This window comes from Pseudomonas sp. R4-39-08, assembly GCF_003852275.1.
Classification (GTDB): Bacteria; Pseudomonadota; Gammaproteobacteria; order Pseudomonadales; family Pseudomonadaceae; genus Aquipseudomonas.
This window is the reverse complement of sequence record NZ_CP027733.1, coordinates 807,519-823,102: the sequence shown is the minus strand read 5'-3', so window position 1 is coordinate 823,102 and position 15,584 is coordinate 807,519. Positions and strand designations below refer to the sequence as shown.

The 15,584-nt window shown below is 59.5% G+C and carries 18 protein-coding genes; 7 read left to right on the top strand and 11 right to left on the bottom strand.

Annotated features, from left to right (window positions below; all coding sequences use genetic code 11):
* Nucleotides 1–4 precede the first annotated feature (4 nt).
* The 7 genes from sctJ to C4J88_RS03475 all read left to right on the top strand — a co-directional run bounded on the left by sctJ (nucleotide 5) and on the right by C4J88_RS03475 (nucleotide 5,395).
* Nucleotides 5–826 carry a type III secretion system inner membrane ring lipoprotein SctJ gene (gene sctJ / locus C4J88_RS03505; RefSeq protein WP_124369510.1) on the top strand — a complete coding sequence of 274 codons (822 nt, stop codon included), beginning with the start codon at nucleotides 5–7 and terminating at the stop codon, nucleotides 824–826.
* A 151-nt stretch (nucleotides 827–977) separates the two neighbouring features.
* On the top strand, nucleotides 978–1,382 hold the full coding sequence (locus C4J88_RS03500) for a type III secretion protein (protein ID WP_256657451.1): 405 nt from the start codon (nucleotides 978–980) through the stop codon (nucleotides 1,380–1,382).
* A gap of 2 nt (nucleotides 1,383–1,384) precedes the next feature.
* The gene (gene sctL, locus C4J88_RS03495; RefSeq protein WP_124406232.1) at nucleotides 1,385–2,002 is read left to right on the top strand and encodes a type III secretion system stator protein SctL; all 618 of its coding nucleotides are present in this window, start codon (nucleotides 1,385–1,387) and stop codon (nucleotides 2,000–2,002) included.
* 438 nt (nucleotides 2,003–2,440) lie between these two features.
* Nucleotides 2,441–2,683: a hypothetical protein gene (locus C4J88_RS27585; RefSeq protein ID WP_256659080.1), complete on the top strand. Its 243-nt coding sequence runs from the start codon at nucleotides 2,441–2,443 to the stop codon at nucleotides 2,681–2,683.
* Nucleotides 2,684–2,697: 14 nt separating this feature from the next.
* The gene (gene sctC, locus C4J88_RS03485; RefSeq protein ID WP_124406230.1) at nucleotides 2,698–4,833 is read left to right on the top strand and encodes a type III secretion system outer membrane ring subunit SctC; all 2,136 of its coding nucleotides are present in this window, start codon (nucleotides 2,698–2,700) and stop codon (nucleotides 4,831–4,833) included.
* Nucleotides 4,830–5,033 (top strand): HrpT family type III secretion system protein, encoded by a 204-nt coding sequence (hrpT, locus tag C4J88_RS03480; protein WP_124369505.1) that lies wholly within the window; start codon nucleotides 4,830–4,832, stop codon nucleotides 5,031–5,033. The genes sctC and hrpT overlap by 4 nt, the downstream gene beginning before the upstream one ends.
* Nucleotides 5,034–5,065: 32 nt before the next feature.
* Nucleotides 5,066–5,395 (top strand): transcriptional regulator, encoded by a 330-nt coding sequence (locus tag C4J88_RS03475; protein WP_256657861.1) that lies wholly within the window; start codon nucleotides 5,066–5,068, stop codon nucleotides 5,393–5,395.
* Here C4J88_RS03475 and sctU read toward each other — a convergent pair whose 3' ends face one another.
* Genes sctU through C4J88_RS03420 form a run of 11 tightly spaced genes read right to left on the bottom strand, consistent with a single transcriptional unit; the run spans nucleotide 5,396 to nucleotide 15,536 of the window.
* Nucleotides 5,396–6,493, bottom strand: a complete 1,098-nt coding sequence (sctU, locus tag C4J88_RS03470) for a type III secretion system export apparatus subunit SctU (protein ID WP_124406228.1) — start codon at nucleotides 6,491–6,493, stop codon at nucleotides 5,396–5,398. It lies immediately after the preceding gene.
* On the bottom strand, nucleotides 6,490–7,278 hold the full coding sequence (gene sctT, locus C4J88_RS03465) for a type III secretion system export apparatus subunit SctT (RefSeq protein WP_124406227.1): 789 nt from the start codon (nucleotides 7,276–7,278) through the stop codon (nucleotides 6,490–6,492). The genes sctU and sctT overlap by 4 nt, the downstream gene beginning before the upstream one ends.
* Nucleotides 7,279–7,288: 10 nt before the next feature.
* Nucleotides 7,289–7,552: a type III secretion system export apparatus subunit SctS gene (gene sctS, locus C4J88_RS03460; RefSeq protein WP_104501569.1), complete on the bottom strand. Its 264-nt coding sequence runs from the start codon at nucleotides 7,550–7,552 to the stop codon at nucleotides 7,289–7,291.
* Nucleotides 7,553–7,559: 7 nt separating this feature from the next.
* Entirely contained in the window at nucleotides 7,560–8,213 is a 654-nt protein-coding gene (gene sctR, locus C4J88_RS03455; protein ID WP_124365738.1) for a type III secretion system export apparatus subunit SctR, read from the bottom strand.
* Nucleotides 8,210–9,223, bottom strand: coding sequence for a FliM/FliN family flagellar motor switch protein (locus C4J88_RS03450; protein WP_124406226.1), 1,014 nt, complete (start codon nucleotides 9,221–9,223; stop codon nucleotides 8,210–8,212). Before C4J88_RS03450 ends, sctR begins: the two co-directional genes overlap by 4 nt.
* Nucleotides 9,220–9,678: a type III secretion system HrpP C-terminal domain-containing protein gene (locus C4J88_RS03445; protein WP_124406225.1), complete on the bottom strand. Its 459-nt coding sequence runs from the start codon at nucleotides 9,676–9,678 to the stop codon at nucleotides 9,220–9,222. The genes C4J88_RS03450 and C4J88_RS03445 overlap by 4 nt, the downstream gene beginning before the upstream one ends.
* Nucleotides 9,675–10,103: a YscO family type III secretion system apparatus protein gene (locus tag C4J88_RS03440; protein ID WP_124406224.1), complete on the bottom strand. Its 429-nt coding sequence runs from the start codon at nucleotides 10,101–10,103 to the stop codon at nucleotides 9,675–9,677. Before C4J88_RS03440 ends, C4J88_RS03445 begins: the two co-directional genes overlap by 4 nt.
* A complete protein-coding gene (locus C4J88_RS03435; protein WP_124365734.1) occupies nucleotides 10,090–11,448 on the bottom strand; it encodes a FliI/YscN family ATPase in 1,359 nt (452 codons plus the stop codon). Before C4J88_RS03435 ends, C4J88_RS03440 begins: the two co-directional genes overlap by 14 nt.
* Complete coding sequence (locus tag C4J88_RS03430) at nucleotides 11,445–12,344, bottom strand: FHA domain-containing protein (RefSeq protein WP_164487738.1); 900 nt, start codon at nucleotides 12,342–12,344, stop codon at nucleotides 11,445–11,447. Before C4J88_RS03430 ends, C4J88_RS03435 begins: the two co-directional genes overlap by 4 nt.
* Nucleotides 12,345–12,381: 37 nt before the next feature.
* Nucleotides 12,382–14,475: a type III secretion system export apparatus subunit SctV gene (gene sctV / locus C4J88_RS03425; protein WP_124403007.1), complete on the bottom strand. Its 2,094-nt coding sequence runs from the start codon at nucleotides 14,473–14,475 to the stop codon at nucleotides 12,382–12,384.
* Nucleotides 14,472–15,536 (bottom strand): HrpJ domain-containing protein, encoded by a 1,065-nt coding sequence (locus tag C4J88_RS03420; RefSeq protein ID WP_124406222.1) that lies wholly within the window; start codon nucleotides 15,534–15,536, stop codon nucleotides 14,472–14,474. Before C4J88_RS03420 ends, sctV begins: the two co-directional genes overlap by 4 nt.
* Nucleotides 15,537–15,584 lie beyond the last annotated feature (48 nt).

Sequence of the window (15,584 nt, the reverse complement as noted above, 5' to 3'; positions counted from 1 at the left end):
CAACATGACGCGCACGTTGTTTACTGCATTAACCCTGTCTTTCACACTCATGCTAAGTGGCTGCAGTGAACGTGTCGAACTCCACCGGCAATTAACGGAACAAGAGGCCAACGAAGTTGTAGCAGAACTGGCGGACAAACATATTCGTGCGAGCAAGGTTCCCGCCAAAGACGGCGTTGTCGTGGTAGTCAATGCCATCGATATTGCAAGGGCCGTACGAACGCTGGAGGCCGTTGGACTACCCCGGGCAGCACGCGCTACGTTGGGGGACACTTTTCGTAAAGAAGGCGTCATCTCGACGCCGCTGGAAGAACGAGCACGCTACATCTACGCCCTGTCCCAGGAGTTGGAAACCACCTTATCGAACATTGATGGGGTCATCGTGGCCAGGGTCCATGTGGTACTGCCTGAGCGAGTGGCGCCGGGCGAGCCTGTCCAACCGGCCTCCGCGTCGGTGTTTATCAAACATGATCCGCGGCTTGACCCCGACAATATCAGGGCCCGTGTGCGCAGGCTGGTTGCCAGTAGCATACCCGGCATGGCCACGGCGCTCGATAATCCGCAGAAACTGACCGTGGTATTCGTGCCAGCGACAGCTTATACGGAACAACAAAGCCTGGTTTACTTCGGGCCGTTTCTGGTCCCAGGCGACGACCTTGGTTTTTGGCGAGCCAGCGTGACGGTCTCGCTATTGGTCCTGGCGCTTATGGTGTCGGCCACCCTGTTCTGGCAGAAGCGAAAACAGCGAGCCACGCCCGAACCTGTCTTGCACGCTCAAACGCACGCGCGGTCCCCTGACATGCCCGCTCATTCAAACAATGAGTAACCTCGCATGGGCCCGATGGTGGGCAGCCCCCTGGTTGTATGCGCACGCAGACTGGAAAAGCACGCATACCCATGCGGCGCTTGTAGACATTCATCGCCGCGGGCTAGTCGCAACGGGTACACATTACGGTATTACTCCCTGCCTGCCGACAATGCCTGACCCCGCCTTACTCCAATTGGCAATTGCCTCATGCGAGCAACTTGAGCTGGGGCTGGCACTGATCGACGGTATCTGCCGGCCCAGCTACGCAGCAGCATTGGATGAGCACCATCTTCTGTGGTGTAACAGCCTGTCCAAGGCGCTATGCCTGGATATTGTGCAACCGGATAAGGATCCGTTGCAGTTGTTGCGCGCTTGGATCCCACCTGCCGCCTGGCAACGGATAAGGCTACGCTTTGCACGCCGACGCGTGCTTGATCTGGAAGAAATGCCACTGGCGCTCAATGGATCGCACAGTCGGCTCGATACCCTCTGGCACGCCGTGGTGTGGCGTATAGGCACGCTGAACCTTAACAGCAGTGCTTGCGAGTCATGGCCGCAGCCGCAAGGAGATTAACGATGCTATGTCGACGTACGATCAACTCGCCTGGCGCTACGCCGCCTCTCCCGGGAAGCCTGATTTCCGGTGAAACCCTGGCCAGTTATACCCAGGCCAGTGATGTGATAGAGCAGGCAAAGGCTGGTGCCAGACAATTGCTGAGGGAAGCACACGAACAACGGGAACACTTGCTTGAACAAGCAGGGTTTGAAATATGGCAGCGTGCCGATGCCCAACTCAAACGCTGGGAAGCAGAGCGTCAGGTCCTCTTTGAAAACCTCGAACGATGCGCCACTTCAATTGCCAACCAGGCTATTCACCTTTTGCTTGAGCAAACGTCCCCACCTCAACGTATCGGAGCCCTGATCAAGCAGTTGCTGGCGTGCCAAATCCCTGCAATCAAGGCGACATTACTTTGTAATCCACATGACCTCGAGACGGTGAGGCGATGCCTAGACAGCAGCGGTAGTCATCACTGGTCGCTGCGCGCAGCAAACTCGATCGAGCCTCAAACGCTGTTATTGAATACCGATGAGGGAGATTTCCGGATTGACTGGATCTCTATGGTCAAGGCCGTCATGAGCAACGATGAAAGCCCTTCGACAACGGACGACGGGGACATATTTCTTAACATATAAGACGCAACACATGGAACCATTTCGAAATAAAAGCCATAAAGGGTTACACACCCAGAAAGGCACCTCACATGAACTTTTTCGACAGCCTTAGAGATAGACTTGTCAGAGACGCAAAACACGTTAAACGTGAGGTCGACTCTGCAGTAAACAATTACTCCGGGTCAGAGCAGGACGCGGACTTGTTTTATGACCTTGTGGTAAAACACCGCAAGTCTGAATACCTCATCAATGAACAGACCCGCGTAAAGTTCATGCTAATGAAGTCTGCTCTGGACAGCGCCCAGTAACATGAAAGAGCTACTTGCCGAGTGTTTGAGAAGTGGCGGCGCAGAGTTGAGGTTATTCGAAAACGACGACGAAATCGTCTTGCGTCACTGTCCGGACACTCTTCTGCTAAGTGTCCAACTGACCCAACAACTCCCGAATAAATCAGTGCTGATGACGTGGATGCGACTGGGCGCAATAAGCCTGCATCACTTCCAGGGTGCTCTCGCTCAGCACCCAACCAGCGGTGAACTCTGGCTGGTTCATTGCCTGCATAAGCCCTACGGCGAACAGCCTCTGCAACGCTGTATAGAGTCCCTGCTCAACCAACGCGATACCTGGCGGGCAACCTTTGCGCGCCTGAACAAGCCGCCCCATCCGCTCAGCCCCACCTCGCTACGTTCGTTGTCGCACTAATCAGGGAAACATCTATGTATAAGAACCTCTTCAAGCGCAACAGCTTGCGTGTTAACCCGCCTGAGACTTCGTCCAGACGTGCCCACTTCAGGTGCCTGATCGCGCTCGCCGGTTTGCTCGCTCCGGTGCTCAGCGCCTTTGCTGCCATCCCTCCCGAGTGGAAAAACACCGCCTACGCCTATGAGGCCGAACACAAGCCTCTGCGCGAAGTGCTCGAGGACTTCGCCCAGACCTTCGGCACGCAACTGCAAATCGAGGGCCTGCTGGAGGGCGACGTCAATGGCAAGATCCGAGCGAACACACCGCAGTCGCTGCTGGACAGACTGGGCGTCGAACACCGCTTCCAGTGGTACATGTACAACAACACACTGTTTATCAGCACACTGGACCAACAAGAGTCCGCGCGCCTGGAAGTCTCTTCCGAGACGGTTTCCGACCTCAAGCAGGCGCTAACTGATATCGGTCTGCTCGACAGTCGCTTCGGCTGGGGCGAGTTGCCGGAAGACGGCATCGTTCTGGTATCCGGCCCCAAAAGCTACATCGAACAGATCAAGCAATTCAGCAGCCAGCGTCGCTCTGCGGATGAAAAACAGAGCGTGCTGACGTTCCCGCTGAAATTCGCCAATGCCGCAGACCGCCAGATAGAGTATCGCAGCGAAAAAATCGTTATCCCTGGCGTTGCCAGCATGCTGCGCGGGCTATTGGAGCCGCGCTCCGGCACGACGCTTTCCGGGCTGGCCCAACGTTCTCCGTCCCAGTCCCAGCCCGCACCGGTCACGCCCAGCTTTGCGCGCTTGGGCAACCCGCTGCTGGGGCAAATGCTCAGTGCACCTGCCCCGGATGCCGGCATGTCGATTACGCCTCGGGCGCCAGTGGGCACCAGCCGGATCCGCGTCGAGGCGGATGTGCGTAACAACGCCATCCTGATTTATGACTTGCCGGAGCGACAAGCGATGTATCGCGAGTTGATCAGCCAACTGGATGTCGCGCGCAAGCTGGTGGAAATCGATGCAATCATCCTCGACATCGAGCGCACGCAATTAAATGAATTCGGTATCAAGTGGGGCTTTCAGAACAGTCGCTTCCGTGGCGGCGTCAACATGGCGCCCGGTACCGCATCACAATTATCGATCGGACGTCTTGATCGCTTTTACGCCGATATCCGCGCGCTGGAGTCCCGCGGGCTGGCAACCATGGTCTCCAATCCCTCGGTGCTGACCCTGGAAAACCAACCGGCGATCATTGACTTCAACCGTACTCAATACCTGACTGCCGGCACCAGAAACGCGACGATCCTGCCCATCACCGTGGGCACCAGCTTCCAGGTGGTTCCCCGAGTGATCACCAGCCGGGGCGGTCATCAGATCCATCTGGCGATAGACATCGAAGACGGTAACTTTGACGAGTCCAACCCCGAACGTATTGGCCCGGATGTACGCCGAGGCAAGGTCAGCACCCAAGCCGTGATGGCAGAAAAGCGCTCATTGGTGGTGGGTGGGTTCCACGTCACCGAAAGCACCGACAAACAAAACAAGGTCCCCGTGCTGGGGAACATACCGTTACTGGGCAAGGCGCTGTTTTCCTCGACCGAACGGCAGAATAACCGGCGTGAGCGGCTGTTCATCCTGACCCCGCGAGTGATCGGCGATCAGTCGGATCCTTCGCGCTATTTGCCTCAGGACGATCAGGTCGAACTGCAAGCTGCGCTCAAGCCATTGGCGCGGCGCTACGCCCCCCATCAGCCGGTGATTAATCGCAGCGATATCACCAGCACCCTCGCGCACCTAGTCAGTGGAGAAGTTCCCAAGGCGTTCAAGGCCGAACCTATGCCGCTGGGGCTGAACACGTTGTGCAGCACCCGCGACTTGCTGGCGCTGAATACTGAGCGCAGCCAATGGTATGCAGGCCCGCACTACAACGTGGCGGTGGTGGTGCTGCGCAATCAGTTCAAGCGCAATGTGCGCATCGATGAGAAGGAATGCAGCAATTCGCAAACGCTGGCAGTCACCGTCTGGCCGCGTGCCTGGCTCAAGCCTGGTGAAGAAGCTGAAGTGTTTATCGCCATGCGTCCGGTCATCAAGGATGAACATCTGAGTGTGCCACGCCCTTCCCTGATCACCCCACTCCCAACCCGGACACCTACACCATGAACCACAAACTGATGCATGCCGCGCTTATGGCTGCCGTACTGCTTGTTACCGGTTGCACATCGACCTGCAAAGGCGACTCCTGCTCACGTCCGCAATCGAGCAAAGACAAGATGGTGGTCTGGTGGCCCCCGCAGATGCGCGTCGAACCTGGCCCGGCCGGGGAGCGTTCGGACTATCAGACCGTGTCCTTGGAGCGATGAGCGTGGAGGCAGGCGCCCCTGTGAACCGCCAGATGCTCATTGACGACCTGGTGAGCGGCCGTCCCGCTCATCAGCAGTTGTGCAGGGGGATTACATTGCGCTCGTGCGATGCGGGCACACGCAAGGGCGTAGCCTTACACATTGCAGGCATGGCCCTGCAAGCTGGGCAGTTGGAACAGGTATTGGAGCGTCGTTTCCAACAGGCGCTGGCGTTTGACGGCTGTTACCTCTATGTGGACAACCAGGGCGCGCTGGTTATCTGGCACGCCCTGCCCGCACAACCCCAGGCGCTGGAAAAAATCCTCAGCCGGATGCTGTCTCTGGCCAACTTGCACGCTCTGGACCTTTCGGTCATACGCTGATCAGCGCTGCTCGAGCTCCGGCAATGTAAGGGTTTCACGCTTGGCCTCATCGTCAAGCTCACGCAAGGTACGGTAGATCAACGCCACGGCCTGCAACGTCTCACGAGGAATCGGCGCGCCGAGCTTTTTCTCGTAAATCGTGCGGGCCAGCCATACGCATTGAATGACCGGAACATCAGCCGCCTTGGCGCGATCGATCAGTTTGCGCGCCTGCGCATCCGTGCCCTTGGCCACCAACTGCGGCAACGGCGTCTTGCCGCGACGGTAATACAGGGCGACGGCAAAGTGGGTCGGGTTGACGACCAACATGTCCGACTCTTCCAGCTTGGGCAACTTGACCTTGGGTTCCTCCTGCGCCAACTGATACGCCAACGAGCGGCGCTGCCCCTTGACGTGCGGGTCACCCTCCATGTCCTTGTATTCCTTGACCACTTCGACCTGGGTCATGCGCATGCGCTTGGCGAAGAAGTACTTTTGCAGGGTCAGGTCGGTCAGTGCCAACACCAACAGCAATCCGAGACAGGCATGGAGCAGATAGCGGAACAGCGCAATCAGCGCCAGCAGGTAGCTTTGCAGATCGCTGTTGGCCAGATTAATCAGCGTGCCCAAAGAGGGCCAGACCACCAGATACACAATCAGGCCCAGGAGAAACGCTTTGGCCACGCTCATCAGCAGGTTCATCACCGACTGGGCGGAGAACATTTGCTTGAGTTGGCTCATGGGATTGACCCGATTGAAATCGAGCTTGAGTGCTTCCGGGGCGAACAGAAACCCGACTTGCAACCAACTGCTGATCAGCTTCGTGGCAATCGCCACCCCAACCATCAATAAGGCGAACGATAGAAACACCACCACCCCATCGAACAGCACTTCTTCCAGCGCTCGCACGAAGGGCTGATTCATGCGTGAAATCGGTAGCACCATCAATTGTTCGAAACGTTGCAAACTGCTTTGGGCGGTATACAGCGCGATTTCGCTGATGGCGGTCAGCGCCAGCAACTTGCCTACATCCTGGCTCTGGGAGACTTGGCCTTTCTTACGCTGGTCACGCAGCTTTTTAGCGGAGGCGGGGTGTTTTTTCTCTCCCGAGTCGCTCATGGCATCGCCACCTTGAACAGCAGCCCAAGGGAATGCTTGAGGTCACCCAGCAAACTCATACGCCCGACGATCAGATCCTGCAATAACGCAAAATACAGCAAGAGGATACCGATACCCGCGAGGCTCTTGAGTGGCGGAGCCAGTGTGCTCACCTGCAACTGCTGACTGTAAACACCCAGCAGCGCGATGCCGAACTCCAGCAACAGCAGCACGGCGATAAAGGGCGCCGCGTAGAGCATCATATGGGTGAACGTATCCCCGAGCAGCGCGATGAATACGCTGAACCCATTGGGCCCCGGCAGCGGGAACCACACCGTCGGCGGCCAGATCAGGTAGCTGTCCCAGATCACCTGGGTCAGTGCGCCAAGCCCCAGGGTGACCATCAACAGAAAAATCGCCAACTGCTTGAGCATATGCCCGATGGGCGTTGCGTCCGGGCCCAGCGACGGGTTGAGCTGGCCCCCGGCCAACGCGCCTCGCTGGTTATCCAGCAGCGCGCCCACCGACTCGAACATCCAGAACGGCATCGACAGCAACACGCCCAGTACTACCCCGAGGGCCAACTCCTTGAGCGCCAAGGCGACGAGCATGAGGCCCGAGTAATCCAGCCCCTCCAACGCTGCATGGATACCCGGCGCGGGGATCAATGCCATGACCATCACGATCGTGTGCCGGGGCATGCCACGTATATGTTGAAAACAGAATGCAGCGACCAGAAAGGCACAGGGATAAATGCGCGCCATGGCAATCACCAGGCTTGGCAGGTATTCAAGATACAGCAGCACAGAAGCAACCTCAGTGGAGGGCCGAACGGCCGATCATGTCGAACGTCAGGTTGATCAGTTGGATCAACTCCACGCCGATCCAGCGTCCGGTCATGATCAGGGTGACACCCACCGCCACCAGCTTGATGCCAAACGGCAGCGTCTGATCCTGCACCTGCATCAGCGCCTGAACCAGCGAGGTCAGCACGCCTACCACCACAGCCACGATCAGCGGCGGTGCGGTCAATACCACGACCAGTAACATGCCCTGCTTGAACAATACGATCGGTTCCATATTCAGCTCAGAGATAAGAAAGGAACAGGCTGTCGAGCAGCCGCGACCAGCCGGACACCATTACAAACAGCAGCAATTTGAGCGGCAGGGAAATGGTCATGGGTGAAACCATTTGCATGCCCAGCGCCAATAAGAGGTTGGAGACAATCAGGTCAATCACGATAAAGGGGATGTAGATCAGAAACCCGATCTCGAACCCCGCCTGCAGTTGCGACAATACATAGGCGGGAATCAGCAGGATCAGGTCTTCACGCTGCACCTCCTGCGCCATCTGCGCGGGCCAGAGGCGGTGGGTATTCTCCAACAGGTGGGTGAGCACGTCGGGGTCGAGATTGCGCAGCATGAATGCACGCAACGGCTTGATGGCCTCTGCGCCTGTCTGCAGCACCCCCTGCACGCTGCTCGTGTCCAGCGGAGAAATCTTGAGGCTTTCTGCGATCTGGTAACCCACCGGCGCCATGATAAACAGCGTCGCGGCCAATGCGATGCCGTTGATAGCCATGCTCGGCGGCACTTGCTGCACGCCGATGGCATTGCGGGTAATCATCAGCACAATCACGATTTTCAAAAACGATGTGCAGATAATCAACAGCATCGGCATCAGCGTCAGCGTGGCAATAAACAGTGCGAGAACGAGGGGGTCCAGCCCCTGAACTGTCATCGACCGAAAAGCACGCGGGACAGCTGCAACCCCAAGCGGCCATCGACTTCCACCAGTTGGCCCTGCCCAATGGGACGGTCGCCGTAATACAGGCCTGCCAGGCCAGGCGCGTAACCGGTAATGCCCAGCACTGAGCCAGGCCCCAGATTGCGCAACTCGCCCAGCGTGAGGTTCAGCGTGCCGCAGCGAACATTCAGCGCCATGCTCAACTCATCGAATGGCTCGTGGCCAAAGATATCCACCACAGGTTCATCCTGCGCATCCTCGGAGTAGGCGTGCGCCGCAAAATTATCGTCCACAGACGTGTCCTCGATAGAAGAAAGGGTCAGGCACAGAGTCCCGTTTTCATCGTCAATACTGCCCCGCAGCCGATGCCTGCCAACCTGCATATAACCGCTGCCCTGCGCCTGGAACAGCGCGAGCTCGGGGACCAGCACATCACCGGCGCGCAGGCCGTGTACCTGTGCAATGGTCAGGCGCATGCGCCCCAGGGTGACGGCAATCGCCAGTTGAAACTGCCCCGGCAGGGGTGCAGCGACAGAGCGCCATGGGGCGGCCTCGCACAACGCGAGGAAGCTTCCAGCGCTCAGCCACAGGTAGCCCATGACCCGTGAGGCGCCCAGGGACACGCTGAGCCGGCAACCGAACCCCTCGGGCCGATCCGTCTCCAGCAGCCGCATATAGCCGAACAGGTCACGTATCTGGGGGCTCAAGTAGTGCTGAAACAATGCCCAGAACCAGGAGTCCGGATCGTTGCCGGCCTGGGCCAACGTCACCGGGCACTCACCCATCAAGCTCAATTGCGGCCCCGGTTCGCTGAACGCCAATACCCCACTGGTGGTTTCAAAGCACAGCGACTGAGCGCCAACCGGCTCAGTGCCAGGCTCCAGGCGTAATTCACCGCGCTGTTCGGCCACCTGGAACGGCATGTGCAACCCACGCCCCAGCCGTCGCCGGGCAGCCACTGCATCAGCCCTCACAGTGCACAAGGCCAGAGAGGGCAACATCATGCCGGCGCCGAATTCGCCACGCACAGCGCCACCGGTAACACCAGGCTCGCGGCGAGCCTGTGCTCACATTGGTGCCGTACGCCGTAGAGCCAGCGCGCTGTTGCGTCCTGCTGCGCCTCAAGCTCGATATTCCACCCCGCCCCTTCTCGACGAATACGGGCATTGATCCGCCCCAGGCGTGGCAAGTACATGGCCACTGTCAGCGGCCACGTCGAGCCGCTTTGCAGCCGAGGTATCAACTGCTCCGACAACGCCTCGACCATGGCGACATCACCGCCGGCCCGGGTTCCGGGCTGAGACGCGCTACGGCCCGAATCCTGTTCGTCATCACCGAACAATTGGGTAAAGAGCTGCCGTTGCTCCCAAGGCACTGGGGCGCCCACCTCGTGGACACGGTCCTCGCGAGGGTCGCGTCGGCGTTGGCGTTCAGGCGTGTTGGCTGAAATAGCGTTCATAGCGGTTCCTGCGTGAGTAAATTGGCCAATTCCTGCAGTTTTTCTACTTGGCGAAGGCACTGGGAGACGTGCTTCTGCGCGATACCTACCTCCACCTCACGCTGTTCCTGCTGCCCTTGCAGCTGTTGCACCTGGCCTTCTTCACGCCGGGTACCGGCAGACAGGCTTTGTTCCTTGCGATTCCACGACTTCAGCGCCTGAACGCTCACAACCTGCCCCTGGTGCTCGCTCAACAGTTGTGCACATTGGCGTTGCTCTTCCTGACGGGTTTTCTCCAGCAGGTCTTGGGCCTGCTGGATGTGCGCCACCAATGCCTGCTGTGATCGTTTGGCCTCGCGCAGCGCACGTTCGGCACGATCGGCCCGGTACCGACGCAACCGCCGCAGGGTTTCGATCTCACCGGGCAACGTTTCAGAATGGGACATAGGCAGTCAGCTCCGTCAGTTGGTCCATCGTCGTGTCGATCGCAGAAGGCTCACGCAAGTCTTGGCGCAGGAAGCTATCCACCGCCTGGCGGCTGCTTACCGCCATGTCGGTCAGGGCATCATTGCCTGCCTGGTACTCACCCAGCTTGAGCATCAGCTCGATCTGCTGGTAGGCCGACAACAGGCGTCGCAAAGCCGTACCGGCCTGGATATGCCTGGGCTCGCAGACATTGGTCAAAATCCGCGACAGGCTGGCCAGCACGTCCACGGCCGGATAATGGCCGCGCTCGGCCAACTTGCGTGACAGCACGATATGGCCGTCCAGCAGCGAGCGAACTTCGTCGGCCACCGGGTCATTCATCGAGTCCTGCTCGATCAACACCGTGTAGATGGCCGTGATCACGCCGTCACGCGTCAACCCCGCCCGTTCCACCAGGCGCGGCAACAGGCTGTACACCGAAGGCGGCAGACCGCCCCGCCCCAGCGGCTCGCCGGCAGCCAGGCCGATTTCACGCTGGGCTCGCGCAAAACGCGTCAAGGAATCGATCAACAAAAGCACCCGCTGGCCCTTGCGCCGGAAACCTTCGGCGAGCGCCGTCGCGGTGAAGGCGGCGCGGGCGCGCTCCATGCTGGAACGGTCAGAGGTGGAGCACACCAGCACCGCCTTGGCCCGCAGTTGGTCATCCAATTCATGGTCAAGAAACTCGCGCAACTCTCGGCCCCGTTCGCCGATCAAACCGAACACGATCACATCGCAGTCCACGTTACGGGCGATCTCGGCCAACAAGGTAGTCTTGCCACAGCCTGCCCCCGCGAACAGCCCGACGCGCTGGCCTTCTCCCAGCGTCATCAGGCCGTCGATCGATCGCACCCCCGTGGCCAATGCGCGGTTGATGCGCGGCCGCTCCGTGGGTAACGGCGCCTCGCACAACACCGGGGTTGCGTCGGGCGTATCCGCTTCGGCGAACGCACTGGGACCGTTGCCGGCAATCGGCCGGCCGAAACCGTCCAGCACCTGGCCCAGCAGGTCATCACCCACCCGTACCCTGTGCGGCACACCAAGACGCTCCACGCTGGCGCCCACACTCACGCCTTCCAGATTCCCCAGGGCACTGAGCACCGCATCCTGCTGATCGAAGCCAATGATCTCGGCGAGCATGTAATCGCCCGGTTGCTTTTCAACCTGGCACAGGTCGCCGATGCGCGCCTGGGGCAGCCGACACTGCATCAGCATGCCGTTGACGCGCTGTATGCGACCGCGCATCGTGACCGGCGCAAAGCTGTCCAACGCCGCCGACTGACTGCGTTGCCAAGCCTGGAGACGCTCTTGCCACGCGCCGCTCACCAACGCACCTCATAGCGCTGCGCACCGTCGAACACCACCTTGCTGTTATCGATCAGCACCAGGCGCAGGCCATTGACTTCGTCGCCCACAAACAACCGGGTGCCCTCTTCCAGCACAACGTGGCCGTTCGGTCCGCTGATGATCTGCACGATCTTGAACGGCAGTGCTCCGTCACGCGTGCGTACGCGGCTGATCACCGGCACAGCGGTTTCGAACTGCCCGGCAAAGCGGTCGAGCATGCGCGCGACCAAGTCCGCCTCTTCCTGGGAAACATCACCGCTCAGGGAAATCTGCCCATTGATGACTTGCAAGCTGACCCGTGAAGTCAATTCCCGCTCGCTGAGCATCTTCAGCAATTGCTGGCGCACCTCAAAGGGCGAGCCCAGTTCTGGCTTCTGAACCACTACCGGCATCAGCGATGCCTGGGCCTTGCGCTCGCCACTAAAGATGATGCCGGCTGCCGCAATGAGTACGGCGAACGCAAGTACCAGGCTAAGCAAACGCTTTTGTTGGGACGATGGAATTGATGACAGTTTCAACGCGAGCGGCGCCTGCTCCGCAGGCTCAGGCGCCGCAGGCGCGGGTGCGGGTGCCTGTGGCCAGGGCTGATCGGCAGGGCTGACGCACAAGCGAACGGGACCGATCAAAAAGACCGTGTTCAGCGCAAGCTCGCCGATCTGCGCCAGCACTTGCCCATCGCTGTTTTTAAGCAGCCCCGCCTCGGCCTGCACCGACCACCGGCCATCGGCCAAGCGCAAACGTGCGTGATGCTCGGCAACCCCGGGATCGTTCAACAGAAGATCAGCGTCCGAATTGGCACCCACGCCCCACTGCTCACCAAACAACGGCAGCGCGGCGCCTTGATGCATACCATCCAGCACCCGCAGCTCGAACATCATGGGGCCACCCTCGATCCGGATAAAAATAACGCGCTCATGCCGCCGCCCCACGCATTGGTTCGTCCTGGCCCAGGTCGAAACGGCCCAATACCTTGACCTTGGAGTTGCTCCCCAGCTCGGCAAAAGACATCACCGGCACATGGTTGAACTCATCCAGCAAAAGCGCCCGTAACGGGCTGCGCAGATCCTGGGCAACCAACAGCACGCTCTTGGTTTTCGGCCTTAGCACAAAGGCCTGGTTGAGCAGCCCGACCAAGGCCGCACTGCTGTCGTTATCGAGGGCGAAAAACACCCCGCTCTGGGTTTGGCGCAACGCTTCGCGCAGGATGTTCTCGGTCTGTGGCGACAGGAGCCACGCATGCAGGCCATCGGCTTCGCTGTACTGGTGAAAAATCTGCGACTTGAGGGCGATCCGTGCGTAATCGGCCAGGGCATCCGGTTCACGCTCATGCTGGCCGTACTCGATCAATGACTCGACGATCAAACGTACGGCGCGCAATGGCACACCCTCACTCGCCAGGCGTTGCAGCACCGACGAAAAGCGCGAAAGCGGCATGATGCGCTGCAGCTCCTGCACCAGCTCCGGCTGGTTGTGTTCAAGCCAACTGAGGATCGACTTGCATTCCTGGATGCCGAGAAACCGCGGTCCGCTCAGCAACATCGCCCGCTTCATCCGTTCGATGATCAGGCTCTGGGCGCTGAAACGCTCAATCTGGGGGTCATCGAGCAATGGATCATCAGGGTCGAGCCACAACCAGTCCGCCTCGTCCCGCTCAGCCAGGCCTCTATCGCCCCTGTCCGGGGGCTGCGCCAAGGAGGCGTATTCAACCGCAACACGGTCGCTGAGGGTCGCCGTCACGGTCGGAACTTCATGCACGCAAAAGCGCATCTCGTCGACGGCCAGCGCCTCACTGAACTCGGCTTCGAACGGGGGTAGCGTCAGCCCGATATTGGCGACCAGCGCATTTCGGGCCTGACGAATTTTTTGCACGATGTCGATGACCTCGGGGGCCCCGTACATCTGGCTGTTGAATTGCAGCAGATACGGCCGTGACGGGTCGAAGCCACGCAGGTCTTCACTGCCGTTCTCTTCCGGACGGACCGCTTTTTCGTCCGACGCCGCCGGGGAGTCCTCGCGCTGACGCTGGCGCATGAGGTAGTACCCCAGGGAGCCGGTCATCAGCGAAATCAGAATGAACACCACGGTAGGCATGCCGGGAAGCGTGGCGAAGGCCAACATGCCCACCGACGCGATCATCCAGCTCTTGGGTTCGCTGGTCATCTGCCGGGCAATTTCGGCGCCCATGTTGGTGACGCCCTTGCGCCCGTCCGGCGCCACTCGGGTAATGATCATGCCGGCCGTCAGGGAGATCAACAACGCGGGAATCTGTGCGATCAGGCCGTCGCCGATCGTCAGTACCGAATACAGCGCCATCGACTCGCCCGCGCTCATCCCGTGCTGGAACATGCCGGTAGAAAAGCCTCCCAGCAGGTTAATGACCACGATGATCAGACCGGCAACGGCATCGCCCTTGACGAACTTCATGGCCCCGTCCATCGCCCCGAACAGCTGGCTTTCGCGGGATAACTGCTCGCGTTTGTCACGAGCCTGCATACCATCGATCAACCCGGCGCGCAGGTCACTGTCGATCGACATCTGCTTGCCCGGCATCGCATCCAGACTGAAGCGGGCAGCCACTTCGGCGACCCGCTCCGAACCTTTGGTGATCACCAGGAAGTTGACGATGGTCAGGATCATGAAGATCACCAGCCCCACCGCCAGGTTGCCGCCCACCACGAAATTACCGAACGCTTCCACAATGTCGCCCGCGTCCTGCTCCAGCAGAATCAAGCGTGTGGTGGCAATCGACAGGGCCAGGCGAAACATGGTGGTCAACAGCAGGATCGATGGAAACGACGAGAACGCCAACGGCCCCGGCAAGTACAGCGCCAGTACGATCAACAAGCAGGAAATACAGATGTTCAACGCGATCAGGATGTCCACTAGCCAAGTGGGCAGCGGCACGATAAAGATAAACACGATGGCCAGGACCACCACCGCGCCGAGCACTTCGGCACGCCGCGCCACCTTGAGCAGCACGCCATTGACCGATGACAGCAGTGTCACCCGGACGTCCTCGTCTCGCCGGGAAATGTCTGATGACCGCGCTCTTCGCGCGCCCACTCAACCATGACGTCCTTGAACGCTTTCACGGCAGATGCCTGGGATTGCGCATCAAGCCACCAGTCCTTGGGCAGACTTTTTACTTCCGTGGCCAATTCATTAAGCGAGCGCAGACGAGCGGCAAGCAGCGTCCCCCCAAACTCACTGGCCAGCCTTTGCACCTCGGCCGCATCGATACCGGTACTGGCATAACCCAGAAAACGCTGCAATAAATCCACCGCCTCCAGATCGACGTTCAGGCGCCGGATCAACGCATCACAGTTGCCCAGCACCGAACGCAATTGACGACACTGCGCCAACCCCTTAAGCAGCAGGTGCAATTTTTCCGTGGGCACCGACTGGGTGTGCGCCGCGATATCGCTGTTCAGCGCCTGAGTCATCAGGTCGACGCCTTTGGGAAACGCCGTTAAGCCGTACATCTTCAACAGCGTCTGCAGCATCAACGCCAAGGATTGGCGAACGACCACGGAGGCGTAATAAAGCGCACGTACGTCCTGACGCTCCTGCGGGTCAGCGCTGGCCTCCTTCAATGCCAAGGCGATATTCAGGCCTGCCTGGATGTGCCCGCCGAAATCCTGCCTCAGCGCTTTCAAGGCCCCGCGCGCCAGGCCCTCTTCTACTGTCAGCCCATTGGTTTGCGCTTCGTTGGCGATGAATTGAAGCACCACGAAGGCACGCGCGGGGTCACCACCGGCATGGCTTACCAATTTTTCGACAGTGGGCTTGCGCAGCAACTCGAACCGAAGCCGACGAACAACGGTTTCCAGCGTGGCCAGGCCGGGGTGACCCAGTTGTTCATAGAGCTGCACGAACTCTGCGACAGGCGAAACTTTTGCGCCAATGGATCGCCGGCCCAGGGCCTGTGCGTTGAGTGCCACTTCTTCGCTGAAAATCTGCGCGATGTCATCTAAGCCCTGCGAACGGATTGGCACATCGACAGTGCTCACACTGGGCTTGTCCGCAGGTTGGATCTGCTGCACATCGTTGAAGGATTCGACTTTCATGGGCGGGCCAGAATGGGAAGTTTGTGTCCCTATGTGGCAAGCCGCTGC